Origin of the sequence: Duganella violaceipulchra (genome assembly GCF_019166075.1) — a bacterium.
Classification (GTDB): Bacteria; Pseudomonadota; Gammaproteobacteria; order Burkholderiales; family Burkholderiaceae_D; genus Rugamonas; species Rugamonas violaceipulchra.
Genome location: NZ_JAHTGR010000002.1, coordinates 156,912 through 178,943 on the forward strand (window position 1 = coordinate 156,912; position 22,032 = coordinate 178,943).

Annotated in this window: 22 protein-coding genes; 10 read left to right on the forward strand and 12 right to left on the reverse strand. The window is 65.7% G+C overall.

Annotated elements, in window-relative coordinates; genetic code table 11:
- Nucleotide 1 precedes the first annotated feature (1 nt).
- Nucleotides 2-1,228: an RICIN domain-containing protein gene (locus KVP70_RS03570; protein ID WP_217940703.1), complete on the reverse strand. Its 1,227-nt coding sequence runs from the start codon at nt 1,226-1,228 to the stop codon at nt 2-4.
- A 262-nt stretch (nt 1,229-1,490) separates the two neighbouring features.
- Between KVP70_RS03570 and KVP70_RS03575 the strand changes: the two genes are divergently transcribed.
- Nucleotides 1,491-2,357 carry an AraC family transcriptional regulator gene (locus tag KVP70_RS03575; protein ID WP_217940706.1) on the forward strand — a complete coding sequence of 289 codons (867 nt, stop codon included), beginning with the start codon at nt 1,491-1,493 and terminating at the stop codon, nt 2,355-2,357.
- Here KVP70_RS03575 and KVP70_RS03580 read toward each other — a convergent pair whose 3' ends face one another.
- The gene (locus tag KVP70_RS03580) at nt 2,358-3,350 is read right to left on the reverse strand and encodes a glucokinase (protein WP_229224577.1); all 993 of its coding nucleotides are present in this window, start codon (nt 3,348-3,350) and stop codon (nt 2,358-2,360) included.
- Between the two features lie 233 nt (nt 3,351-3,583).
- Here KVP70_RS03580 and KVP70_RS03585 point away from each other — a divergent pair, with 233 nt between their 5' ends.
- Entirely contained in the window at nt 3,584-4,564 is a 981-nt protein-coding gene (locus tag KVP70_RS03585; protein ID WP_217941137.1) for a LacI family DNA-binding transcriptional regulator, read from the forward strand.
- A gap of 126 nt (nt 4,565-4,690) precedes the next feature.
- On the forward strand, nt 4,691-5,269 hold the full coding sequence (gene sodB / locus KVP70_RS03590) for a superoxide dismutase [Fe] (RefSeq protein WP_070358558.1): 579 nt from the start codon (nt 4,691-4,693) through the stop codon (nt 5,267-5,269).
- 113 nt (nt 5,270-5,382) lie between these two features.
- Here the strand turns inward: sodB and KVP70_RS03595 are convergent, their stop codons facing one another.
- From KVP70_RS03595 to KVP70_RS03605, 3 genes are read right to left on the reverse strand one after another with little or no spacing between them, the layout of a single operon-like run.
- Nucleotides 5,383-6,138 carry a hypothetical protein gene (locus tag KVP70_RS03595; RefSeq protein WP_229224578.1) on the reverse strand — a complete coding sequence of 252 codons (756 nt, stop codon included), beginning with the start codon at nt 6,136-6,138 and terminating at the stop codon, nt 5,383-5,385.
- Between the two features lie 13 nt (nt 6,139-6,151).
- A complete protein-coding gene (locus tag KVP70_RS03600) occupies nt 6,152-6,853 on the reverse strand; it encodes an ABC transporter ATP-binding protein (protein ID WP_217940709.1) in 702 nt (233 codons plus the stop codon).
- A gap of 8 nt (nt 6,854-6,861) precedes the next feature.
- A complete protein-coding gene (locus KVP70_RS03605) occupies nt 6,862-9,345 on the reverse strand; it encodes an ABC transporter permease (protein ID WP_217940711.1) in 2,484 nt (827 codons plus the stop codon).
- Between the two features lie 181 nt (nt 9,346-9,526).
- Here KVP70_RS03605 and mgrA point away from each other — a divergent pair, with 181 nt between their 5' ends.
- Nucleotides 9,527-10,564: an L-glyceraldehyde 3-phosphate reductase gene (gene mgrA, locus KVP70_RS03610; protein ID WP_217940712.1), complete on the forward strand. Its 1,038-nt coding sequence runs from the start codon at nt 9,527-9,529 to the stop codon at nt 10,562-10,564.
- Between the two features lie 6 nt (nt 10,565-10,570).
- Here the strand turns inward: mgrA and KVP70_RS03615 are convergent, their stop codons facing one another.
- The gene (locus KVP70_RS03615) at nt 10,571-10,894 is read right to left on the reverse strand and encodes a hypothetical protein (protein WP_217940713.1); all 324 of its coding nucleotides are present in this window, start codon (nt 10,892-10,894) and stop codon (nt 10,571-10,573) included.
- 166 nt (nt 10,895-11,060) lie between these two features.
- Here KVP70_RS03615 and KVP70_RS03620 point away from each other — a divergent pair, with 166 nt between their 5' ends.
- From KVP70_RS03620 to KVP70_RS03645, 6 genes are read left to right on the forward strand one after another with little or no spacing between them, the layout of a single operon-like run.
- On the forward strand, nt 11,061-11,384 hold the full coding sequence (locus KVP70_RS03620; RefSeq protein ID WP_217940714.1) for a DUF4148 domain-containing protein: 324 nt from the start codon (nt 11,061-11,063) through the stop codon (nt 11,382-11,384).
- 15 nt (nt 11,385-11,399) lie between these two features.
- Entirely contained in the window at nt 11,400-12,842 is a 1,443-nt protein-coding gene (locus KVP70_RS03625; protein ID WP_217940716.1) for an efflux transporter outer membrane subunit, read from the forward strand.
- Between the two features lie 50 nt (nt 12,843-12,892).
- Nucleotides 12,893-13,390, forward strand: coding sequence for a MarR family winged helix-turn-helix transcriptional regulator (locus KVP70_RS03630; RefSeq protein WP_026335152.1), 498 nt, complete (start codon nt 12,893-12,895; stop codon nt 13,388-13,390).
- A gap of 14 nt (nt 13,391-13,404) precedes the next feature.
- A complete protein-coding gene (locus tag KVP70_RS03635; protein ID WP_217940717.1) occupies nt 13,405-15,564 on the forward strand; it encodes an FUSC family protein in 2,160 nt (719 codons plus the stop codon).
- Nucleotides 15,554-15,754, forward strand: a complete 201-nt coding sequence (locus tag KVP70_RS03640; RefSeq protein WP_217940719.1) for a DUF1656 domain-containing protein — start codon at nt 15,554-15,556, stop codon at nt 15,752-15,754. Before KVP70_RS03635 ends, KVP70_RS03640 begins: the two co-directional genes overlap by 11 nt.
- 25 nt (nt 15,755-15,779) lie before the next feature.
- A complete protein-coding gene (locus KVP70_RS03645) occupies nt 15,780-16,640 on the forward strand; it encodes an HlyD family secretion protein (protein WP_217940720.1) in 861 nt (286 codons plus the stop codon).
- A gap of 5 nt (nt 16,641-16,645) precedes the next feature.
- Here KVP70_RS03645 and KVP70_RS03650 read toward each other — a convergent pair whose 3' ends face one another.
- From KVP70_RS03650 to KVP70_RS03675, 6 genes are all read right to left on the reverse strand, one after another.
- Nucleotides 16,646-17,113, reverse strand: coding sequence for an ester cyclase (locus KVP70_RS03650; RefSeq protein ID WP_217940721.1), 468 nt, complete (start codon nt 17,111-17,113; stop codon nt 16,646-16,648).
- Between the two features lie 113 nt (nt 17,114-17,226).
- Complete coding sequence (locus tag KVP70_RS03655) at nt 17,227-17,973, reverse strand: SDR family oxidoreductase (RefSeq protein ID WP_217940722.1); 747 nt, start codon at nt 17,971-17,973, stop codon at nt 17,227-17,229.
- Nucleotides 17,974-18,035: 62 nt separating this feature from the next.
- Nucleotides 18,036-18,368, reverse strand: coding sequence for a hypothetical protein (locus tag KVP70_RS03660; RefSeq protein WP_217940723.1), 333 nt, complete (start codon nt 18,366-18,368; stop codon nt 18,036-18,038).
- Nucleotides 18,369-18,376: 8 nt separating this feature from the next.
- Nucleotides 18,377-19,042 carry a thiol:disulfide interchange protein DsbA/DsbL gene (locus KVP70_RS03665; RefSeq protein WP_217940724.1) on the reverse strand — a complete coding sequence of 222 codons (666 nt, stop codon included), beginning with the start codon at nt 19,040-19,042 and terminating at the stop codon, nt 18,377-18,379.
- A gap of 83 nt (nt 19,043-19,125) precedes the next feature.
- Complete coding sequence (locus KVP70_RS03670) at nt 19,126-20,016, reverse strand: cobalamin-binding protein (protein ID WP_217940725.1); 891 nt, start codon at nt 20,014-20,016, stop codon at nt 19,126-19,128.
- Nucleotides 20,016-22,007 carry a TonB-dependent receptor gene (locus KVP70_RS03675; RefSeq protein ID WP_217940727.1) on the reverse strand — a complete coding sequence of 664 codons (1,992 nt, stop codon included), beginning with the start codon at nt 22,005-22,007 and terminating at the stop codon, nt 20,016-20,018. The genes KVP70_RS03670 and KVP70_RS03675 overlap by 1 nt, the downstream gene beginning before the upstream one ends.
- Nucleotides 22,008-22,032 lie beyond the last annotated feature (25 nt).

The window sequence follows — 22,032 nt, forward strand, 5'->3', positions numbered from 1 at the left end:
CTTATTGGGCGATCAGCTTGAACGACTGGGCCGGTGTGCCGTTGCAGTCCCAGAGCTGCAGTTGGACGCCGTTGGAGGTGGAGGCGGCCGGCACGTCCAGGCACTTGCCGCTGGCGCGGCCAACGAATTTGTAATAGCCGTCGCCCTGGTCGACCGCCTGCCATTGCTGGTTGCTGCCGCCGCCGTAGGTCCACAGCTGGACCGGCGAACCGTTGGCCGTGCCCCAGCCGGCCACGTCCCACGCCAGCGCCGGCGCCTGCTGGGTGCTGACGCGGTAGTTGCCGCTGTCGGTGGGCGTGAACTGCCACTGCTGGTTGGCGGCGCCGCGGCTGTCGCAAGCCCATTGCTGGACCGCCGCGCCGTTGCTGGTCGAGTAGCCGGCATCGTCGATGCAGGAGCCGCTGTTCTTGTTGACCACGCTGTACCACTTGCTCGGGTCGATGCCCTTGACCGGGTCGGTGTGGAACTGCACGTCGAAGGCGCTGCTGGTGAAGCCGGCGCCGTTGCGCCAGATCTCGGTGCCCGCTTCGACGTCCAGCAGGTACCAGTTGTTGTTGACCACGTTGCGCCCGACCGAGTCGCGGAAGAACGGCACCAGGTCGAAGTTGACTTCATTCACCGGCGAGGTGGCGACGTAGGAAATGATGTTCCAGCCCGGCCAGCCGCCCGGATTTTTCCAGTCGACCCACACGTCCCAGTTCATGCCATTGAGGTTGACGTTGCCGGTCTTGCTGCCGGCCGGTTGCGCCGGGCCGTTGTGGTTAATCCAGATCATGATCTCGGCGCCGTCCGGCTGGCCGCTGGCCGGCGCGGTCGGGCCGGACGAGAACCAGATGTCGTAGGCGACGTCCCAGTTGCCGGCCGCGCCGGGCGCGATGCGCCAGCGGGTCGGCGCGTAGCTCAGCGCCTTCGCCTGCAGCGGCAGGCCGCTGTCCTTGGTGCACGAGCCCCAGTGGCAGCCCTTGTAGATGGCCGGATACGAGGCCGGCGTGCTGTCCGGCGACGACGGCGCGCTGCTCAAGCTCCATTCGCCGGTGTCGGGATTGACGTTGATGCACTGCGAACCGCTGGCCTTGTCGTTCCAGTAGTTGGTGATGACGGTGTAGGTCTCGCCCAGCACCGGATACGAGGCGTAACGCTCGCAGCTCGATGCGGCCATGCCGGGTGCGCTGTAGGCGAGCGTGATGGCTGCCGCGAGCGTCAATTTGGAAAACGTGGTGTATGCCATTTGCTTAGTCTCCATCCTATTTTTGTAAGAGATCTCCGTGTATGCAATGCCAAACAACAACATTGCATACGGATAAAGCATAGTCAGATTGCCAGTCCACCACCCGTTCAAAGTTGCGCAGCGTGGAGAGTGTCTTTTCAACCACAGCACATGTAACGGTGCTGGTCTTGCAGGAAAGAGATGACTATGATGGAAACGTTTCACTTGTCTTTATATATTTACAGCATTTGTCATTTATCAACTAGCAGGACGGAACCAGTTTATGCACATGCCCTCCCCCACGTCCCGGCCGCTGGAGTACCGGCTCAATCAGGTGCTGGACTACATCGATGGGCATCTGGGGCAGAACCTGAATCTCGACTGCCTGGCCGCGCTGGCCCACTTGTCGCGCTATCATTTCCTGCGCCGTTTCCAGCAATGGAGCGCCGAGGCGCCGCATGCCTACGTGCGCCGGCGCCGGCTGGAGACCGGGGCGTCGCAGCTGCTGTATTCGTCCGATTCGATCGCCGCCGTCGCGCAGAATTGCGGCTTCGACACCGCCGACGGCTTCGCCCGCGCCTTCCGCCAGTACTTCGGGCTGTCGCCGTCGCGCTGGCGCGATGAGCGGCGCGACATGGCCGCCGCCAGCAGCCAGGGGCCGGTGGCCGGCCAGAACGGGCCGGTGCGCATCGTCCGCCTGCCGACCGCGCGGGTGGCCTACACGCGCCACTTCGGCCCCTATGATGTGGACAGCGCGGCGCAATGGTCGCAGCTCGATACCTGGTGCCGCCAGCATGGGCTGCCGCCCTCGCCGCGCTACGGCATGGGGCTGGACGATCCCGACATCACCGCGCCGGAAAAGTGCCGCTACGACGTCTGCGTGGAAGTGCCCGACGGCTTTGTGGCGCCGGCCGGCATGCCGATCAAGACCATCGCCGGCGGCGCGTATGCGGTGCTGCGCTTCATCGGTCCGCGTGTGCTGAGCAAGGACGCCTGGCACCGGCTGCTGCGCGACGGCGTGCTGTATGGCCGCTACAAGGCCGCGGCCCGCCCCTGCTTCGAACGCTATGAACCGGACCGGCTCGACGCTTGCGTGGAGGCGCAGGATTGCGAGCTATGCCTGCCGCTCGAGCCGCAGCGGGATTTGTGATCAGCCGGCCGACAGCATGGCCGACATGCCGATCAGCGTGGGAAATTGTTCGGTGATGACGAAGGTGGGAATGTGCGACAGGTAGTCCGAGAAGCGGCCCTTCTGTTCGAAGCGCGCGCGGAAGCCGGAGCGTTCAAAGAACTCGCTCATCTGCGCCACGATGCGGCCGCCGATGTAGATGCCGCCCTTGGCGCCCAGCGTCAGCGCGACGTTGCCGGCCACGGTGCCGAGCATGTCGCAGAAGGCGTCCAGCGTCTCCTCGCACACGGGGCACAGGCGATGCAGGCCGCGCTCCATGATCTGCGCGGTGTTCAGGTCCTGCGGCTCGACGCGGGCCCGTTCGGCCAGCGCGCGGTACACCAGCGCGATGCCGATGCCCGAGACCAGCCGCTCGCTCGACACGTGCTCGTGGTAGCGGCGCGCATAGCGCAGGATGTCGATCTCGCGTTCGTTCATCGGCGCGAAGGTGCTGTGGCCTCCCTCGCTGTCGATGGCGATCCAGCGGTCGCCGGCCGGCACCAGGCCGGACACGCCCAGTCCCGCATCCGCGCCCACCAGGCCGATGGTGGCGCCGGCGCGCGCGACGCCGCCGCCGATCTGGCGCTTGTGGTCCGGCGCCAGGTAGGGCAAGGCGCTGGCCAGGGCGGTGAAGTCGTTCACCACCACCAGCGATTTCAGGCTGAATTGCGAACACACCGCCTCGATCGAGAACGACCAGTGGTGGTTGGTCATGGTCACCCAGTCGCCGTCGATGGGATTGGCGATGGCGATGCCGGCGAAGCGCGCCTGGTAGCCGCCCGCCGCCACCGCGGCCGTCTGCGACAGATAGGCCACCAGCGCCGCGCCCAGCGTCGGATAGGCCGCGCAATCGGTCACCCAGATCGCCTCGATCCGGTTGGGGGCGGTCTCCAGGGCGAAGCTGGCGCTGGTGCCGCCGATGTCGGCCAGCAGGCGCGGGCCGTTTGCGAGGTGCGAAAAAGATTCGCGTTTCATGGTCTCTTCCTTGTTTTTGCCGGCCGCTCGATTATATGCCACGCCGTTTATGAAAACGTTTTCAAGCACCATTTTCATTAAAACCCGTATCCGCATGAAAGTCAATGCGGCGTCAGGGGCCGATTTGCCGGAAAGCCGCGGGATTTATGGTAATCTTCCGGCGAAAAGGTTTTCAGATAAGAACAGGACTCACCTTGGCAGACATCCCTCACTCCTCCGGCCCATCGACCCTGATGGATGTTGCACGCCAGGCGGGAGTATCGCCCAGTACCGTGTCGCGCATCCTCAACGGCACCGCCAAGGTATCGGACGACAAGCGCCTGGCCGTGCTGGCCGCCATCGACAAGATGAACTTCGCGCCCAACCAGATGGCGCAGGGCCTGAAAAAAGGCCGCTCGATGACCATCGGCATCGTGGTGCAGGACATCTCCTCGCCCTTCTTCGACGAAACGCTGCGCGGCGTCGACGACGGGCTCAAGGGCACCGGCTACGCCTCGGTGATCGTCAGCGGCCACTGGAACGCGGAAGAGGAAGCGGACCGCATGCGCCTGCTGCTGGCGCGCAAGGTCGACGGCATCATCCTGCTGTCGGGCCGCATGTCGGACCAGGCCGTGCTGGGCTTTTCCAGCCAGCGCCCGATCGTCTCCACCGGCCGCGCGCTGCAGACCCGCAGCGCCCTGGGCTTCAAGCTGGACAACGAATCGGGCGCCTACCTGGCGGTCCACCACCTGATCGAACTGGGCCACCGCAAGATCGCCTTCATCTCCGGCCCGGCCAACAACATCGACGCCGCCGAGCGCCTGGCCGGCTACACGCGCGCGCTGAGCGAGGCGCACATCGAGCTGGACCAGAACCTGATCGTCGAAGGCAACTACCACGAGTCCAGCGGCATGCTGGCCATGAACCGCCTGTTCGATACGCACCAGCAATTTACCGCAGTCTTCGCCGCCAACGACCTGAGCGCGTATGGCGCGCGGCTGGCGCTGTACCGCAAGGGCATCCGCGTGCCGGACGACATCTCGCTGGTCGGTTTCGACGATTTGCCCGGTTCGTCATATACCACACCGCCTTTAACGACTATACGCCAGCCCTTGTACGACATCGGCCGCATCGCCACCCAGGCGCTGCTGCGCATCATCAACGGCGAGGAAGCACGGGGCGAAGTGCCGCCGCTGGAGCTGATCGTGCGCGAAACCACGCGGCGCGTGCGCTGACCGCAGTAGCCACACAGAAAACTGGTGTTTTCTGCAGCGAAGCCCCAACCGCTTTACAATGACGGACGTTTCGGCAAGAATCACCTCGATCTTTTTCACATCGTCAAACCAACAAAAGGAAGAACAATGGAACATACCCTGCCACCACTGCCGTATGCAATCGACGCCCTGGCGCCGCACATCTCGCAAGAAACGCTGGAATACCACTACGGCAAGCATCATCAAACGTATGTGACCAACCTGAACAACCTGATCAAGGGTACCGAGTTCGAGAACCTGTCCCTGGAAGAGATCGTCAAGAAATCGTCCGGCGGCATCTTCAACAACTCCGCCCAGGTATGGAACCACACCTTCTACTGGAACGGGCTGACCCCGAACGGCAAAGGCGCACCAGACGGCGCGCTGGCCGACGCGATCAACGCCAAGTGGGGTTCGTTCGACAAGTTCAAGGAAGAGTTCACCAAGTCGTGCGTCGGCAACTTCGGTTCGAGCTGGACCTGGCTGGTGAAAAAGGCTGACGGTACGCTGGACATCGTCAACACCTCGAACGCCGCCACCCCGCTGACCACCGACGCCAAAGCGCTGCTGACCTGCGACCTGTGGGAGCACGCCTACTACATCGACTACCGCAACGTGCGTCCTAAGTATGTCGAGACCTTCTTCAAGCTGGCCAACTGGGACTTCGCAGCCGCGAACTTCGCTTAAGCGATCTGAGTAGCCACTCCGGGGTCAGGTCTGACATTCGGACACGAACTCTGCCGTAACGGCATGTTACGGCAGAGTTCGTGTCCGAATGTCAGACCTGACCCCGGTTTTTTTTATTGTAGCTGCAGTGTTTTAACGGTTTTGAAGTCGCTCTTCTCGCCGGCGCCGGAGGCGGTGTTGTGGCTCTCCTTGCGGATCGACACCAGCCGGTTGCCCGCCAGCGCGTAGACGCTGGACTCTTCATTCTTGGCCTCGAAGGTGACCACGATGAAGGCGCGGCCGTAGACGCTCTGTGTGATGCGGCTCGCCAACGGCGTGCCGTCGGCCGCGATCCATATGTGCAGGCGGCCGTCGAACTCCTTGACGTATTTGCGATCGCGGTCAGCCAGCGCGTCGATGCCTTGCGCGAAGCTCAGCATGCGCGCCGGCTTGCCCTGGTAGACGTCGGCCTTCTCGGTCAGGAAGCTGGTCTTCTCCAGCATGTGCGACAGACTGCCGGCCGCAGAAATCATCGGCCGCAGGTCGGTCGGGCTGAATTCGCGGGCGGCGTTCAGGGTCGGCGTCTTGGCGTTGGGGTTGCGCGCCACGGTCATGGCCTCGGCATCCAGTTTGGCCAGCATCTCGCGGCTGTAGCTGAGCTGCATGCCGCGCTGTCCATCCTCGATGGCGACGACCGCCTGGCCGCTGGTTTCATCGGCATCCTTGCCTTCACCGTTGCGGCGCCATACGCTCGAATCGAGCGAGGCTTTCAACGGCACCGGTTCCTGCAAGCGCTCCAGCGCGGCCTTCAAATCGGTCAGGCCATCGGCATGGGCGGCGCCGCCGGCCAGCGCCAGCACCGGGATCAACATCAGATGTGACATACGCATGCAGTCCTCTTTCTCAAGCGTGGCCCAGACGGCCCGCGGTCATCGTAACGGTTCTGCCGCAACGCGCGGCGATCGACAGGTCGTGGGTGACCATCACCAGCGTCGAGCCACGTTCGCGATTGAGCGCGAACATCAATTCGATCACCGCCGCGCCGGTGGCGGCATCGAGCGCGCCGGTCGGTTCGTCGGCCAGCAGCAGCGGCGGCTCGCAGACAAAGGCGCGCGCCAGCGCCACCCGCTGCTGTTCGCCGCCGGACATGTACTTCGGATAGTGGCGCAGGCGGGCCGACAAGCCTACCCGCTCCAGCATCGCCTTGGCCTTCTCGCTGGCCTGCCCTTCACCGCGCAGCTCCAGCGGCAGCATCACATTCTCCAGCGCCGTCAGATGCGGCAGCAGCTGGAACGACTGGAACACAAAGCCCACGTTCTGCTGCCGGAACACGGCGCGACCGTCTTCGGTGAGCTGGAAGATGTCGGTGTTCTCCAGCTCCACCGTGCCGCTGGTCGGCAAGTCCAGCCCCGCCAGTATGCCCAGCAGCGTCGACTTGCCGGAGCCGGAGGCGCCGACGATGGCCAGCGTCTCGCCGGCTTGCACCGTCAGGTCGACGTCATGCAGGATGGTCAGTTCGCCGGTGGCGTCGGCCACCCGCTTGCACAGGCTTTTTACAGCAATCGCGGGCCGCAGCAGGCTGGCGGCGAGATTCATATTGGTCATTGCTACTCCTAAGTTTCCCGAAGACTGAGTAATGGCGGCTGGTTCAACACGCCGCGCAGACCCGCCCAGCCGCCCAACAGCGCGCACAGCGCACCGGCGGCCAGGCCGGCTATCCACAACAGCGGCGACCATTGCCATTCCAGGTGAAAGCTGAAGCGCGCCAGCGCCCAGCTGGCGGCCGTTGCGCCGCCCGCCGCCAGCAAGCCCGCCAGGGCGCCGGTCAGCAAGTGTTCTATCCATAGTGCCTGCGACAGCTGCCTGCGCGTGGCGCCCAAGGCGCGCAGCAGGGCCGCCTGGCGCTTGCGCGCATCCAGCGATCCCGCCATCGCAGCGTACAGTACCAGCAATCCCGATATCAGCGTGAACCCGAACAGGAATTCGACCGCCGCGCTGACCTGCGCCAGCGTATCCTGCATGCGCTGAATGAAGGCGCTGATATCGAACACGCTCAGGTTCGGATAGTCGCGCGCCAGCAGGTAGGCGAAGCGCCGGTCGTTGGCCGGCACATGCGCCGTCGTCGCCAGCGTCATCGGCATGCCGGCCATCAGCTTGGGCGCCACCTCGAACGCCGCGCCCACCTGGTGCGAACGCCAGTCGATCTTGCGCAGGCTGGTGGCCTTGACTTCCAGCGTTTCGCCGGCCACGTCGAAGCTCAGGGTGTCGCCCAGCTTGATGCCAAGGATTTCGGCGATGCCCCGGTCCACCGAGACCTCCGCCGCGCTGCCGTCGTACCAGCGGCCGGCGGTGATGGTGTTGGGCGCCCGCAGCTGGTCGGCCTGCTCGATTTCAAGTTCGCGCTCGATCATTTCCTTCGCGCCCGGATCGTCCGATTTGGCGGGCTTGCCGTTAATGCCGATCAGCCGTCCACGGCTCAGCACATGCATCGGCGGCTGGCCGTATTTTTTCAGACGCGCCGCCAGCTCCTGCTGCTGGTCCCGCTGGATGTTGATGATGTAGTGATTCGGCGCGCCGTCCGGCGTGGCCTGATGCCAGGCCGCCAGCAGGTCGCCGCGCACCATCGTCAGCAGCAGCAAGGCGGTCAGTCCCAGCGCCAGCGCGACGATCTGCGTCACGCTGGCCGCAGGACGGCGGCGCAAGTCGGTGATGGCGAAGCGCCAGGCGGGATGATTGAACAGGCGACGCAGCCGCGCCAGCGAACCGACGCCCAGCCAGGCCACCAGGCCAAACACGCCTCCGCACAGCGCGAAGCAGACGGCCGCCATCAGGCCAAGCATCACATCCTCGGTCTGCCACACCAGCAAGGCGGTGAAGGTGGCGGCGCCCAGCGCATAGGCGGCGACGGCGCGCGCCTGCGGCGCTTCCTGCTCACGGCGCAGCAATCGCACCTGCGACACATTGCGCAGCTGGAGCAGCGGCGGCAGCGCGAAGCCAAGCAGCAGCACCAGTCCCGCCGCCAGCCCTTGCAGCGCCGGTTGCCAGCCGGGCGGCGGCAGGTCGGCGTCGACCAGCTTGCCTAGCCATTCCAGCAGCACGAAGTGGCAGCCAAAGCCCAGCAACACGCCGGCCACGCTGCCGGCCACGCCCAGCATCAGGAACTCCAGCAGATACATGCGCGTCTGTTGCGCCTGCGTCTGGCCGAGGCAGCGCAGCACCGCGCAGGCGTCGAGGTGACGTTGCATGAAGCGGCCGGCAGCCATCGCCACCGCGATCCCGGCCAGCAGCGCGGACAACAAGCTAACCAGCGACAGGAACTGCCGCACCTGGTCCTGCATCGACTGGCTGTCCTTGCCCGCCGAGGCGAGCGAGCTGATTTCAATGCCCAGCTTGGGCGTGGCGGCGATATGTGCCTTGAGCCATTGTTCAAAGCCCGCCAGCAGCGCCGGCTCGCCCGCCAGCAGCAGGCGGTAGGTGGCGATGGCATGTTGTTGCAGCAGCTTGGTGGACATCAGGTCGGCGCTGGAGATCATGGCGCGCGGCGCCAGCGCCAGGAAGGATGCGGCGGCATCGGGCTCGGAGGCGATCACCCCGGCCACCGTCAAACTGCGGTCGCCGATGCGCAGCACGGAGCCGGTGTGCAGGTTCAGCGCCGCCGACAGCGTCGCATCGACCCACACGGTGCCCGGCGCGGGCATGGCCGTGGCTACGGCGTCCGGCTGGCCGTCGCGGCGCAGCTTCAGGTGGCCGCGCAAGGGATAGGCGTCGCTGACGCTTTTGAGCGCGACCAGCATCGACGCGCCCTGCTCGTCCCGGCCGGCGATCGCCATGTTCAGCATCGCGACCGTGTCCGCGCTGCGCAGGCCGCGCCGCTGCGCTTCGGCGCGCACGTCGGCGGGCAGTGGCTGGTCGGAGGCCAGCACCAGGTCGGCGGCCAGCACCTGGCTGGCGTTGCGCGCGATGCCGGCGCCCATGCGCGCGGCGAAGAAATTCACCGACGACAGCGCCGCCACCGACAGCATCAGCGCCGCCAGCAAGAACCGCAACTCGCCCGCGCGCCAGTCGCGCAGCATCATGGAAAACGATAGTCTGAACATCGCGCCGCATCCGATATAAAAACGGCAGCATGCCCAAACCTGGTCCGGCAAGCCGCCGGAATGCGACGAAACGCCAGCAGCGGCGACGGTTTGCAAGAATCGACGGCTGGATTGCACGGCAAAATTTCGCCGGCATGCCTATAATCGCGGACGCCCCCATCCACCCTGGAGCCCATCAAACATGACCTACCTCGCATCGCCGCAACGCTACGACGCCATGCAATACCGCAGCTGCGGCCGCAGCGGCCTGAAACTGCCACTGATGTCCCTCGGACTGTGGCACAACTTCGGCGACTCCAATCCCCTGGCCTCGCAGCGCGACATGCTGCGCACCGCCTTCGACCTGGGCATCACGCACTTCGACCTGGCCAACAACTACGGCCCGCCCTACGGTTCCGCCGAAACCAATTTCGGCCACCTGTACAAGGAAGACTTCAAGCCTTACCGCGATGAGCTGATCATCTCCACCAAGGCCGGCTGGGACATGTGGCCCGGCCCCTACGGCCAGGGCGGCGGTTCGCGCAAGTATGTGCTGGCCAGCCTGGATCAGAGCCTGCTGCGCATGGGCCTTGATTACGTCGACATCTTCTACTCGCACCGCTTCGATCCGGAGACGCCGCTGGAAGAGACCATGGGCGCGCTGGCGCACGCGGTCCAGCAGGGCAAGGCGCTGTATGTCGGCGTGTCGTCCTATTCGGCGGAGAAGACCGCCGAGGCGGCGCGCCTGCTGGCCGAGTGGAAGGTGCCGTGCCTGATCCACCAGCCGTCCTACAATATGCTGAACCGCTGGATCGAGGAAGACCTGCTCGACACGCTGGCCGCGCAGGGCATGGGCTGCATCACCTTCACCGCGCTGGCGCAGGGCATCCTGAGCGACAAATACCTGAACGGGATACCGGAAGACTCACGCGTGAACCGGCCCGGCGGCGGCTCCTTGCAGAAGGCGCACCTGAGCGCTGAAAACCTCGACCGCGTGCGTGGCCTGAACGAGATCGCCAAGGCACGCGGCCAGACCCTGGCGCAGATGGCGCTGGCCTGGGTGCTGCGCGATGCGCGCGTCACGTCCACGCTGATCGGCGCCAGCAGCAGCGCGCAGATCCGCGAGAACGTGGCGGCCTTGCAGAACCTGGCCTTCAGCGCCAGCGAGCTGGCCGATATCGACCTGCTGGCCAAGGAAGGCGCCATCAATCTGTGGGCCGGCTCGTCCAGCCATAAGTAAGACCGGCTAGTTGGTGCGCGACCAGTCGCGCCGTTCCGGGCGCTGGTCCGGCCCGGCGTCGTGGAAGGCGCCGTCCACCACCGGTATGGTCTCGATGTAATCGAAGCCTATGTCCGTATCGGCCGGCAGCGATTCAATCTCCACGCCGGCGCGCTCGCCGGTGCCTTCGGCGTCGGTGTCGCTATCGAGGCCGAGGTCGGGCTCGCCGGCGACGTCGCTGCCGCTGTCGGAATTGTCGCCGGGGCCCAGCGCCCGCGTTCCATGGCCGCGCCCCAGCGTGCGGTCGGTGCCTACCGGTAGGTTATCCGGCTCCAAGGTACTGTCAGACATGATCTGCCCTCCCTATGAAAACCCCTATTTGACCACCGCCGTCGCGGCCGTTCCGTGCGCGACCACGCATAAAGGCTATCGTGCCGATAGGAATTTTTTACTTTACAAATGTAATGTTCATCTCTATAGTTAACTCATACCGCAGCCAACCCAAAGGAGTAGCACCATGAGCATCACGACTAAAAACCTGATCACCGCCGCCGCCACCGTCGCATTTGCTATCGCCGCCGCGGCCACCACCGTCACCACTGCATTCGCGCAGACCACCGCGCCGGCCACGGCCACCACGGCCAACACCGCCGCCACCACTTCCGCCGCGCAAACCGTCGTCGCCAACGGCGCGCTGGCGACGGCCACCAAAGCCCAACCGGCCGGCCTGACCCGCGCCCAGGTGCAGGCCGAGTTCCTCGAAGCGCGCAAGAACGGCACGCTGATCGAAACTGAAGCCGACATGGATGTCGCCCAGACCAAGAAGCACTTCGTCAAGTAATCGGAAAACAGCCCCATGAAATCGCCGCGCGCCGTCCAGTCCTTCGCCCTCGCAGCCTGCGTGCTGGCGCTGCTGGCCGGTTGCGCCGACATGGGCAAGATCAAGCCGCAGGCAGTCGCGCTGAAACCGGCAGAACTGCATCCCGGCAAAGCCATCGCCGCCGCCAGCGCCCCTGTCGACTGGCCAGAGCAGCAATGGTGGGAAGCGCTGCATGACGCGCAGCTGAACCAACTGGTGGCCGCCGCGCTGGCCGACAACCCGACGCTGCGCGCCACCCAGGCGCGCGTGCGCCAGGCCGAGTCGCTGGCCGGCGTCGCCAGGGCCGGCACGCTGCCGCAGGTGAGCGCCGCCGCCAGCGCCGACCGCGAACTGTATTCCGCGCATAGCACCGTGCCCGCTCCCTTGGCCGGCAACTATGCGTGGAAGAACACGGCCGCGCTGTCCGGCTCCTACGACCTCGATCTGTGGGGCCGCAACCGCGACGCGCTGGCCGCCGCGCTGGACGAGGTGCATATGGCGTCGGCCGAATCGCAGATGGCGCGGCTGACGCTGGAATCGGCCATCGTGCGCAGCTACATCCAGCTGTCGCTCGAATACACGCTGCAGGACAGCGTGGCGCAGAACCTGGCGCAGCGCCAGCGCATCCTGGAGATCACGCGCAAGCGCCAGGCCGCGGGCCTGGCCAGCGAGATCGACGTCGCGAGCATAGAAACCACGCTGCCGGCCGGACGGCGCGAGCATGAGCAGATCGGCGAATCGATCGCCCTGCTGCGCAACCAGCTGGCGGCACTGATCGGCAAAGGACCGGGCGACGGCGATGCGATCGCCCGGCCGATGCTGGCCCTCGACGCCGGCCATGGCGAAGCGCTGCCCGCCTCGCTGCCGGCGGAACTGGTCGGCCACCGTCCCGACATCGCGGCCCAGCGCTGGCGGATGGAAGCGGCGACCGCCCGCATCGCCGGCGCCAAGGCCGATTTTTACCCGAACATCAACCTGGCGGCGTTTGTCGGCTTCCAGTCGCTGGGGTTCACGCATTTTTTGGACAGTAATTCGGCGATGCGCGGCGTGACGCCGGCCATCAGCCTGCCGATCTTCGAAGGCGGCCGCCTGCGCAGTCAACTCGGCAACCAGACCGCGCTCTACGACGGCGCGGTCGAGCAGTACAACGCCGCCGTGGTGCAGGCGATGGCCGACGTGGCCAACGCGGTGGTGCGCATCGCCTCGGTCACGCAGCAGGACCGGCTGGCGCGGCGCGCGCTGGCCTCGGCCCGCCGCCAGCAGGAACTGGCGGAGCGCGCCTACCGCGCCGGCATGACCGACGCGCTGAACGTGATCAATGCGCAGCTGACCTTATTGAACGAGGAACAGCAGATGGCGCAAGTGGCTAGCAAACAACTAGATAACTACACATTGTTGATGACCGCGCTGGGTGGCGGCATAAAACTGGAATTGCCATGATGCTTAGATAGTACAATCAAAGCCTTTGAAAAACGTATGAGGAGCAGGCAATGAGCAGTTTTGAAGCGACTAAAAAACGCCTTAAAAACATCCATGCCCGAATGCCCGAGTTCCCCGAGGATTTGATGCGCGTGCTGCGCATGACTTACCACATCCAAAAAAGGATGAAAGACCTGAGCAACGCGGCGCTGCGCAAATATGAGCTGGTTGACGCCAGCTACATGGTGCTGGCCGTGCTGTACGGCTCGGACGACGAGACATCGACGGCATCCACATTGGGCGAGGCCTGCATGGAAAAGCCGGCCAACCTGACGCGGGTATGCAACGACCTGGAATCGCAAGGCCTGATCTCGCGCGGCAACCGCCCCGGCGACCGCCGCTGCGTGATGATCACGCTGACCGACGCCGGCCGCGAGCTGGCCGCCAAAGTGCTGCCGGAAGTCTGGGCGACCACCACCCGCGCCTACGACGGCTACAGCCCTGAAGAAGTTAAAGTACTTGAAGCGCTGCTCAAAAGGCAGCTGGATAATCTCGAAGCACTCACATAGCCTGAACCGACGCCATGAACCCTCCCCTAGCCGCCACTCCCCAACAGGACCCCAGCGCGGCAAGGGGAGTAATGCGCTGGCTGGCGGCGCAAACCGCCGGCTGGTTCAACACCGAGGGCGCGCGCTGGGTGTTCGTCGCCAAGACCATGCTGGCGTCCTTCTGCGCGCTGTGGCTGGCCTTCCGCCTCGGCCTCGACGCCCCCTACACCGCACTCGCCACCACCGTGATCCTGGCCCTGCCCAGCAGCGGCATGGTGCTGGAAAAGGCTTTCTACCGTTTTCTCGGCACGCTGGTCGGCTGCTCGGCCGCGCTGCTGCTGGTGGCGCTGTTTCCCCAATCGCCGCCGCTGCTGTTGCTCGGCGTGGCGGTCTGGATCGCCCTGTGCACCGGCGGCGCCGCCATGCACCGCAACCAGCAGTCGTACAGCTTCGTCCTGGCCGGCTACACCGCCTGCATGATCGCCGTCCCCGCCATCGACGCGCCGGACCACGTGTTCACGCTGGCCGTCACGCGCGTGACCGAGGTCGGACTGGGCATCATCTGCGCCGCCGTGGTGCACGACGTGGTCTTCCCGCGCCGCCATTCGCGCGCGGTGATGCGCACCGTACAGGCGCGCTACGCCAGCTTCATCACCTTCTGCACCCAGGTGCTGGAACAGCGATTGACGCCGGCCGAGACGGAACTCAGTCACCTGAAGTTCGCCGCCGACATCGCGGCGCTGGAATCGGGCCGCGCCGCCGCCTTCTTCGAGGCCGACCATCCGCGCTCGCACACGCGCCAACTGCATGCCTTCAACGCCGCCTTCATGACGGTGCTGACCACCTTCTACACCTTGCACCGCCTGATCCACCGCCTGCGCGGCGCGGCGCCGGCTCATGCGCGGCCGGTGCTGGCGCTGGTCGAGCCGATGCACGCGCACCTGGCGCAGGCCATGGGCGACGAGCTGACGCCGCAGCGCATGGCGCGGATGCGCACCGGCCTGGCCAGCGACATCGCCGCCGCCCGCGTCCAATTGGCGGCAGGCGCGGGGACAACCGCGGCGCCGGTCGAACGCGCGCAGCGGATCGACTTCGACACGGCGGTGGAACTGCTGGAGCGCTACGTGCGCGACATGGAAGCCTTCGCCGGCTTGTATCTCGGCCTGGCGCAGGAGAAGCGGCAGCAGGTCAGCGATCCAGGCTCCTACACGCCGAAGACGCCGCCGGCCATCATCGTCGCCAGCGGCTTCCGCGCCGGCGTCACGCTGCTGCTGACGGCCGGCGTGTGGTACTGGCTGGCCTGGCCCTTTCTCGGCAACGCCATTTTGATGGCGACCATCTTCTGCGCGCTGGCCTCGTCGTCGCCGCGGCCGACGGCCATGGTGCAGCAGGTGCTGGTCGGCTTCCTGGTCGCCACGCCACTGGCCTTCGCCACCGAATTCTTCCTGGTGGCCCGCGCCAACGACTTCCCCACGCTGATCGTCGCGGCCCTGCCGATCTTTGTGCTGGGCAGCTATCTGATGACCAGCCCGCGCCGGGCCGGCGTGGGCATCGGCATCTGCATGTTCTGCGCCACACTGGTGGTGCCGACCAACTTGATGCACTACGACGTCGAGAGCTTCATGAGCAGCGAACTGTCGCTGACGATGGGCGTGGCGGTGGCCTACCTGATGTTCAAGGTGGTGCTGCCGGAGCACACCATGGGCCAGAAGGACCACGTGGCCGCCGCCCTGTGGCGCGAGGCGCAAGGCGCTTGCACCGCGTCGATGTACCGGCTGAAGCGGCGCTTCGACAACCGCGTGCGCGACCTGCTCAGCCAACTGAACGCAGCCGCCGGCCCGACGCCCGACGACGCCGCGCGCGCCGTGGTGCGCCAGGGCCTGACCTTGCTGGAACTGGGCCACGCCGTGATCGAGCTGCGCCAGCTGGTCGCCGGCTCGCAACCAGGCCCGGTGCCGGTGGCGCTGAAACTGGTGGTGCGCCAGCTGGCCGCCTATCTGCGGGCGCCGGCGCGCGCCAGCGGCGAGACGGCGATGCAAACGATACTCGACGCCGGCGCCAGCGTGCGCGCCGCCCTGCCCTCCGCCACGCCGGAGCGCCGGCTGCGCCTGCACACCGCGCTGACCGACCTGCATTCCATTTACACGTCCCTGCTGGACCAGATCACTACAGGAGAAGCCGGCCATGCCGCGTGAGATCGATTTTTTCGGCGTGCTGCTGCCCGGCGTGCTGCCGCTGTTCCTCGTCAGCCTGGTGCTGCAAGCGGCGCTCGACAGCGCCCTGAGCCACCTGGGCGCCTACCGCCGCAGCTGGCATCCGGCGCTGGTGCGCCTATGCCTGTTCGTCTGCATCTTCAGCGCCCTGCTGGTCACGCTGTACAAATAAACTCAATTCAATCAGAAAGCCCGCCGTGAGTGCATCCAAAATCTTCCGCTTTTTCCTGACCATGCTGCTGCTGGCGGCCGCCCTGTGGATGGGACGTTCGGCCTGGGACCACTACATGGAATCCGCCTGGACCCGCGACGGCCGCATCAAGGCCGACGTGGTCACCATCAGCACCGACGTCGCCGGCACCGTCACCGAGGTGATGGTGCGCGACAACCAGCTGGTCAAGCAGGGCGAGGTGCTGTTCGTGGTCGACAAGGCGCGCTACCAGAGCGCGCTGGTGCAGGCCAGCGCCGTGCTGGCGTCGCAGCAGGTGGAGAAAGGCCGGCGCAGCAAGGAAGCCAGTCGCCGCGCGGGGCTGGACAACTCCATCATCTCGGCCGAGAGCAAGGAGACGGCGGAATTCGCGGTCGGCACGGCGGCGGCGCAGTACCAGGCGGCGCTGGCGGCGCGCCAGCTGGCGGAGCTGAACCTGGAGCGCACGGTGGTGCGCGCGCCGGTCACCGGCTACGTCACCAACCTGAACGTGCACGCGGGCGATTTCGCCGCCATCGGCGCGGCCAAGCTGGCGATGATCAACAGCGCTTCGTTCTATGTGGTCGGCTATTTCGAGGAGACCAAGCTGCCGCTGCTGAAGGTGAACGACGCCGTCGAAGTGCACCTGATGAGCGGCGCGGCGCAGCTGCAGGGACATATCGAGAGCATCGCCCACGGCATCACCGACCGCGACGCCAACACCGGCCGCGAATTGCTGGCCGACGTCAACCCGACCTTCAACTGGGTGCGGCTGGCGCAGCGGGTGCCGGTGCGCATCCATATCGACCGGCAGCCCAAGGGGCTCGAACTGGTGGCCGGCACCACCTGCACGGTGGTGATCCACAGCTAGGTGGATCAATGCGAGACTGGCATGATGCCCATCTGCTGCAACAGCGTCAGCTTGTCTTCCAGGTGCCAGTTCTCGGCGATGCGGCCGTCGGCCACGCGGTACAGGTCGAAGGCCTGGAAGGCTATGGACTGGCCCTTGCCTTGCGTGGCGCCGAAGCTGCCGGTGAAGTGGCCGCTGAAATGCAGGTGCACGGCGACGCGGTCGCCGTCGACCACCATGTCGGTGATTTCCGCCTTCAGGTCGGGGACGGCGGTGCGGAAGCCTTTCGACGCTTGCAGCGGGCCGTTGACGCCCTGCTCGCGGCCCGCCGGCAAGGTGCGGTCGATGAAGTCGGGCGACAGCGCCTGTTTGGCCAGCGCCGGATCGCCGGTGTTCCAGAAGGCGGCGTAGCGGCGCGCCGCCTGGACGGTGAGATCGTTGGCGTTGGCGGCGCCAGCCAGCAGCAAGGCGGCGAGCAGGAGGGAGCGTTTCATGGGCGATTCCTTACGTTGTGTGGATGCCCGGATTGTGCGCCGCCCGCCGCCCCGCGAGAATTGGCCTGGCCGTTGAAGCACCTGCTTGCGGCGTTTGAAAATCGCCGCGCCGGCTAGCGCGCGCCGGCGGCGTCGATGATGGCGCCGCTGACGTAGGACGATTGTGGGCTGAGCAGCCACAGGATCGTCTCGGCGATTTCCGCCGGCTGGCCGCCGCGCAGCATCGGCACGTTCGATTCCAGCCGCGCCACGCGGCCAGGGTCGCCGCCGCTGGCGTGGATGTCGGTATAAATCATGCCCGGCCGCACGCAGTTCACGCGGATGCCTTCAGCCGCCACTTCCTTCGACAGGCCCAGCGTCATCACGTCGATCGCCCCCTTGGACGAGGCGTAGTCGATGTAGACATTCGGCGCGCCATGCCGGGCCGCGCCGGACGACAAGTTGACGATGCCGCCGCCCTGCCCGCCGTCGGCGGTCGACATGCGCTTGACCGCCTCTTTGCAGCACAGGAAGTAGCTGATCACATTGGTGGTGAACACGCGCTGCAGGCGAGCCACCGACATCTCGGTCAGGCGGCACTGCTGCTCCAGTATGCCGACGTTGTTGACCAGCGCCGTCAGCGGCCCCAGTTCCTCGTCGATGGTCTCGAACAGGCGCTGCACGTCGGCCTCCACGCTGACGTCGGCCTGCACGGCGATCGCCTCGCCGCCCTCGGCGACGATCTGCGCGCGCAGCTGCGCGGCCGCCTGCGCGTCGCGCAGGTAGTTGATGCACACAGCGTAGCCGCGGCGGCTCGCCATCAGCGCGGTCGCCGCGCCTATGCCCCGGCTGCTGCCGGTCACCAGTATCACTTGTTTCATCGGACGCCTAGTCAAAGTAAATGCCACAGAAAAAAGCCCGCTGCTGCGGGCTGGTGTCGTGCCTATTTTTCCGGGCTGACGTGGGTCAGCGCATAGCCGACGTGCTCCCACCAGTGCTCGCGCGAGTGCACGGTGCGCAGGCACTTCTTGTCGAGCTCCCCCTTGAAGACGGGATCGGCGCACTGCTTGGTCATCAGCGCGTTGCGCTGGTTCTCGGCATTGCTCAAGGCGATCAGCAGCCAGACGATGAAGCCCAGCGCCAGCACCGCCAGGCTCCATGCCACGTGGTTGATGTAGGCCCATTCGAACAGGGTTTCAATGACCGGCGAAGATTCCTTGTAGATCTTCATGACCTCACCCTCGGCCGCCTTGCGTTCGTCGCTGATTTCTTTCATGGCTTTCCTTACTTCTTAGTGGCGCGTTCCTGGGCCGACTTGGCAACCAGGCTATCCATCACCGCAAACATGGCCGCGTGCGCCTCGGGAACCGTCGCCAGGCCGTGGCCGGCCACCGCTGGCGAGGTCGTATAGTGACCGTCGATCACCAGGGCCGGAGCACTGTCGAGTTTATACTGGTTTGCCACCTGCACGCCACGTTTCATCTTCGTTTGGACCGCGAACGAGTTGAAAAATTCCAGATATTTGGCCTTGTCGACACCATTCTTGACGACGAAGTCCAGGATGGACTGGTCGGTGTTGAGGCGGTAGTGCTCGACGTGCACGGCGTGGAAGAACTTCTCGTGCAAGCCGTTGCCCAGCGCGTTCATCGCTTCCAACGTGAAGAAAGCCTTGGCTTGCGCGTCCTCGCCCAGGTGCATGCGGCGGAATACGATCTTGTCGCCCTGCTTCTTGACCCAGTCCGCCAGCGGCGCCTCGAGCGCGTTGCAATGCGGGCAGTGATACATGAACACTTCCAGCACTTCGACCTTCTTGCCGGTCTCCGGACGGTTGACCGCGTCCAGCGTGGTGAAATCGATGCCGTTCTTGAATTCGGCGGCGTGGGCGCCGGCGGCGAAGGCCATGAAGGCGGCGGTGGCGATCAGGGGGCGCAGCAAGTTCAGGAAACGCATAACAGTCCTTCGACAAGGTAAGTGGCAAACGCCGCGAGATTACCACCTTTTCCGCGCTGTGCAAATGACGGCGGCGCTAAGCTTCAGGGGCGGCGCCGGCGCGCCGTCTCCAGCCGTTCGCACAACGCGGCGACGCCGTCGGCGATGCGCGGCGTGGCGCGCACCAGCTGTTCGCCATCCAGCGTGAACAGGTTGCCCCGCTGGACCGCCAGCATGCCCTTGTACTGCTTCCAGATATTGATGCCGGATTCGGCGTCGTGCTGGTCGCCGCCGAAAATCGCTTCCGGGTTTTCCTGCAACACCGCCTCGGTGCTGACAGTGGGCGCCGGCAGCTTGAGTGCGGCGAACACGTTCTGGCCGCCGCAGACGCGGATCGCGTCGCTGACGATGTGCTCACCGCTGAGCGTGAAGATCGGCTTTTCCCAGATTTGATAGAACACCCGCACCGTCGGCCTTTGCGCGTAGGTGGCCGTCAGCTTGGCGATCCGCTGGCGGTAATCCTGCGCCGCCTTTTGCGCGGCGTCCTCGGTGCCCATCAGTTGGCCCAGGCGGGTCAGGCTGGTGGCCACTTCGTCCAGCTTTCGCGGATCGCTGTGGAAGATCGGGATGCCCAGGCTTTTGAGCTGCTCCAGCTGGCGCGCGGTGTTCCCGCTCTTCCACACCACCAGCAGGTCCGGGCGCAGCGCCAGCACGTGTTCCATGTCGATGGTGGCGTTGCTGCCGACCTGCGGGATGCGCTTGGCCGCTTCCGGGTAGTCGCTGTAGTTCATCACGCCGACCACGCGCTCGCCGCCGCCGGCCGCGAACAGCAGCTCGGTGATGTGCGGCGCCATCGAGATGATGCGCTGCGCCGGCCTGGCGAGGGCGACGCTGTTGCCGGCGTCGTCCTGCACGGTGACGGCGGCCTGCGCGCACAGCGGCGCGCAGGCCAGCGCCAGCACGGCGCAGCGGATGCTCGTGGTCACGGCGCGCATCAGAACTCGTAGCGGGCCGAGAGTTTCAGCTGGCGGCCGTCGGCGGTGTAGATGCCGCCCTGGATGCCGTCCTTGCAGTTGAAGGCTTGCGAGAAGTAGCGCTTGTCCGTCAGGTTCAGGCCGGACACGGCGAACTCCCACTGGCCCAGCTTGCGGGCGTAGCGCGCGTCCACGGTGGTGTAGGACGGGATCTGCGCCGGGCACTTGTTGTCGAAGTCGCCGCCGTTGCGCTGGCTGTCGACCCACTGCGCGCCGACGTCGGCGGTGTGGCCGGTGGCCAGGGTCCAGCTCAGGCGCGCGGTCAGCGTATTCTTCGGCACCAGCACCATCTCCTTGCCGTTGTTGACGCCTTCAGTGAACTTGGCGTCCACATGCTGGTAGTGCGCGGTCAGGTTCCAGGCGGCGTTGATGCGCTGCTCGGCGTCGAGCTCGAAGCCCTGGCGGCGGGTCGGCGCCAGGTTGGTGTTGGCGCCGTTGTTGAAGTTAAGGGTCGGATCGTAGAAGATCTCGTTGGTCAGATTGTGGCGGAATACGCGTCCGGTGATCTTCCGCGCGGCGCTGCCGTAGCTGACGCCCAGTTCCAGGTCGTGCGACTGCTGCGGCACCAGCAGCACCTTGTTGGTGTCGACGGTGTAGCCGTTTTCGTCCGAGTTGGCGACGCGGTAGCTCTGGCCGGCCTTGCCGTAGACGGTCAGCTTGGCGACCGGCATGTAGCTCGCCTGCAGTTCCCATGCCTTCAGGCCTTGCGCCAATTTGTAGGTGTTGACGCCGAAGGTGTTCAGCGGATCGCTGAAGTCCTTGTTGAAGATTTCGCGGCGCACGCCGGCCGATACGCGGCCTTCATGGGCGGCATCGAAACGCAGCTCATCGCGAACATACAGCGCTTTCGAGTGCTGGGTGGCGTCGCCCGCCGAATAGTGGCCGCTGTCGGTACTGACGCGATTCCATACAGTCCAGTCGAAGCCGGCCACCATCTCGTTCAGCAGGCCGCCGATCTCGCCCAGGCGGCGCACGCGCGGCGAGAACTGGGTTTGCTTGCTATCGAGGGTGTAGGTCGATGGACCGGAGGTGCCGACGTAAGTCGATACCGCCTTCTTCTTGCGGTACGACAGATCTGCCGCCAGTTCATAGCCGCCGATGCGGCGCTGGCCGAAGGCGGTGAGGCGGTCGCTATCGAGATTGCCGTAGTTGTCGGGGGTCTTGGCCTGGCGCGGATTGGCCTTGTACATGGCCTCGGTCAGATCACCGGGGAGGCGCATGTCCTGGCGCGCGCCTTCGTAGCGGAAGCCCGCGCGGCCGGCGTTGTCGAACCATTGCGCGCCGCCGCTGAAGTGGGTCTGCTTGAATTCGTTGTTGTCGCGGTAGTTGTCGGTGCGCTGGGTACCCAGCGTGGCGTCGGCGGCGAAGCCGTCCCAGGCCTGGAAGCCGGACACGCGCGCCTCGCCGGCGCGGAACTGGCCGCCCTCGACGAACACGCTGCCACGGCGGGTATTCTTGACCGGGCGCTTGGTGACGATGTTGATCACGCCGCCGGTGGCGCCGTCGCCGTACAACACGCTGGCGCCGCCGCGCGTGATTTCGATGTGGTCCACGGTGTCGATCGGAATGGTCGACAGGATGGCGTTGCTCAGTTCATTTTCCGACAGGCGCACGCCATCGAGCACGATCACCATGTTCTGGCTGCTGTTGCTGCCGAAGCCGCGCAGGTCCAGGCTGAAGTCCGGGCTGCCGTCCAGGCTTTGGCGGCCGTACACGCCGCCGACCTTGCGGATGGCGGTGTTGACGTCGTTGGCGCCGGCGCGCTGGATGTCTTCCGCCGTGATGACGACGGCGCCGATCGGCGTCAGCGCGGCGTTGGCGTCGAAGCGCGAGCCGGTGATGACGACCGGTGCCAGCACCTCGGAGATCTGGGCGGCGGCGGGAACGGCGGCGGCAAAGCACAGGGAGACGGCGGCGGCCAGCAGGCGCGGTTGGAAGGCGGAGGATTGCATGTCAGGTCATTTTCAAAAGAGACAT

Bases quoted from the DNA above. Each gene is read 5' to 3' on its own strand.
- KVP70_RS03570 (WP_217940703.1), bottom strand. From the start codon at position 1,228: ATGGCATACACCACGTTTTCCAAATTGACGCTCGCGGCAGCCATCACG.
- KVP70_RS03575 (WP_217940706.1), top strand. From the start codon at position 1,491: ATGCACATGCCCTCCCCCACGTCCCGGCCGCTGGAGTACCGGCTCAAT.
- KVP70_RS03580 (WP_229224577.1), bottom strand. From the start codon at position 3,350: ATGAAACGCGAATCTTTTTCGCACCTCGCAAACGGCCCGCGCCTGCTG.
- KVP70_RS03585 (WP_217941137.1), top strand. From the start codon at position 3,584: ATGGATGTTGCACGCCAGGCGGGAGTATCGCCCAGTACCGTGTCGCGC.
- sodB (WP_070358558.1), top strand. From the start codon at position 4,691: ATGGAACATACCCTGCCACCACTGCCGTATGCAATCGACGCCCTGGCG.
- KVP70_RS03595 (WP_229224578.1), bottom strand. From the start codon at position 6,138: ATGCGTATGTCACATCTGATGTTGATCCCGGTGCTGGCGCTGGCCGGC.
- KVP70_RS03600 (WP_217940709.1), bottom strand. From the start codon at position 6,853: ATGACCAATATGAATCTCGCCGCCAGCCTGCTGCGGCCCGCGATTGCT.
- KVP70_RS03605 (WP_217940711.1), bottom strand. From the start codon at position 9,345: ATGTTCAGACTATCGTTTTCCATGATGCTGCGCGACTGGCGCGCGGGC.
- mgrA (WP_217940712.1), top strand. From the start codon at position 9,527: ATGACCTACCTCGCATCGCCGCAACGCTACGACGCCATGCAATACCGC.
- KVP70_RS03615 (WP_217940713.1), bottom strand. From the start codon at position 10,894: ATGTCTGACAGTACCTTGGAGCCGGATAACCTACCGGTAGGCACCGAC.
- KVP70_RS03620 (WP_217940714.1), top strand. From the start codon at position 11,061: ATGAGCATCACGACTAAAAACCTGATCACCGCCGCCGCCACCGTCGCA.
- KVP70_RS03625 (WP_217940716.1), top strand. From the start codon at position 11,400: ATGAAATCGCCGCGCGCCGTCCAGTCCTTCGCCCTCGCAGCCTGCGTG.
- KVP70_RS03630 (WP_026335152.1), top strand. From the start codon at position 12,893: ATGAGCAGTTTTGAAGCGACTAAAAAACGCCTTAAAAACATCCATGCC.
- KVP70_RS03635 (WP_217940717.1), top strand. From the start codon at position 13,405: ATGAACCCTCCCCTAGCCGCCACTCCCCAACAGGACCCCAGCGCGGCA.
- KVP70_RS03640 (WP_217940719.1), top strand. From the start codon at position 15,554: ATGCCGCGTGAGATCGATTTTTTCGGCGTGCTGCTGCCCGGCGTGCTG.
- KVP70_RS03650 (WP_217940721.1), bottom strand. From the start codon at position 17,113: ATGAAACGCTCCCTCCTGCTCGCCGCCTTGCTGCTGGCTGGCGCCGCC.
- KVP70_RS03655 (WP_217940722.1), bottom strand. From the start codon at position 17,973: ATGAAACAAGTGATACTGGTGACCGGCAGCAGCCGGGGCATAGGCGCG.
- KVP70_RS03660 (WP_217940723.1), bottom strand. From the start codon at position 18,368: ATGAAAGAAATCAGCGACGAACGCAAGGCGGCCGAGGGTGAGGTCATG.
- KVP70_RS03665 (WP_217940724.1), bottom strand. From the start codon at position 19,042: ATGCGTTTCCTGAACTTGCTGCGCCCCCTGATCGCCACCGCCGCCTTC.
- KVP70_RS03670 (WP_217940725.1), bottom strand. From the start codon at position 20,016: ATGCGCGCCGTGACCACGAGCATCCGCTGCGCCGTGCTGGCGCTGGCC.
- KVP70_RS03675 (WP_217940727.1), bottom strand. From the start codon at position 22,007: ATGCAATCCTCCGCCTTCCAACCGCGCCTGCTGGCCGCCGCCGTCTCC.